2 protein-coding genes are annotated in these 1,018 nt (G+C 68.4%); one reads left to right on the forward strand and one right to left on the reverse strand.

All coding sequences use genetic code 11. The features are described from left to right. Positions 1-309: hypothetical protein (locus tag BCD48_RS52965; protein WP_206745027.1), on the forward strand; the 309-nt coding region annotated here is incomplete at its 5' end. Between the two features lie 26 nt (positions 310-335). Here BCD48_RS52965 and BCD48_RS55845 read toward each other — a convergent pair. Beyond that, entirely contained in the window at positions 336-905 is a 570-nt protein-coding gene (locus BCD48_RS55845) for a putative immunity protein (protein ID WP_491677162.1), read from the reverse strand. Between the last annotated feature and the right edge of the window lie 113 nt (positions 906-1,018).

The following is a 1,018-nucleotide window of genomic DNA, read 5'->3' on the forward strand; positions in this document are numbered from 1 at the left end:
GCGATCAACCGCACCCTGTCACGCCGCCCCGTGCACGCCCGAACGGGCCCCGGTTTTCCCGCCGGGGCGGGGTGCCCGAAGGGCCAGGGGAACTTTTGGGGTGTGGCGCAGTTGGGCGCAGAGGGCCTGGGCGACGCTGGCGAGGGCGACGCGGCGGTGCCTGCGCGAGCGCAAAGAGCCAAGACTCGACGGGGTTACCCGCAAGACGCTGATCCGGCTCGCCAAGCGGTGGACAGCTTTGGCGCGGAGATTGCCAAGTTCGACGTGCAGCATCTACCGCGCTATGAAGCAGCGAGCCTGTCCAGATGACCTCGGCGAGTGACGAAGCAGACGGCTCAGCAGTCAAACACCGACCAGCAGATTTCGTTCCGCAACCGCTGATCGTCAAGCACAAGCTCGCGAATCGTCTCCGGAAGCTGGTCACGCTGCCACCGGCACTCACGTCGACTCGCGGCCTCGCGGTCGCCTTCCGGCACGGCGGCACGGGCAGCTTTGATCGCATAGGCGGCAGCACCAAGCTCGTGCGCGGCGACGTGCGCGACGGCCCCAGCCTGACCCGCGGCGTATGCGGCATGCCGGGCGGCCCCTCGCAGGTCTCTGGCCGCGCCCATGGCATGACCGCCCGCCGCGCGAGCCTGCATCATCGTCACCTCGCCGCGCACCCAAGCGCGGGCATGCTCGATCGCCTGACGCGGTCGTAGGTCCTCTGGCCGAGCCGACTCGAACAGGTCGAGCACATGCTCCGCGCAGGATGCCGCCCACAGGGCGAGGAGATGGTGATCTGAATCGGTGAGGGTCCCACCGCGGCGGATCGTCACGAAGCGAGGGTCCCGGACCCTTGGGAGGATCATGGTGAAACCCCTCCGCCGACTCACTGACAGCCAACGCCGACCCGTGACTGGCATCTCGGACTCGAGTTGAGACCGCTTAGTGGTGAGGGCCGGCGTCGCCGGCCACGTGGGGCGTCGGAAAATGCCTGTGGTCACCTGGACGACGTCGGGCGAGCTTGGTGCCGAAG

It is taken from the genome of Pseudofrankia coriaricola, from assembly GCF_001854805.1.
GTDB lineage: Bacteria > Actinomycetota > Actinomycetes > Frankiales > Frankiaceae > Pseudofrankia.

Bases quoted from the DNA above. Each gene is read 5' to 3' on its own strand.
- BCD48_RS55845 (WP_491677162.1), bottom strand. From the start codon at position 905: ATGCCAGTCACGGGTCGGCGTTGGCTGTCAGTGAGTCGGCGGAGGGGT.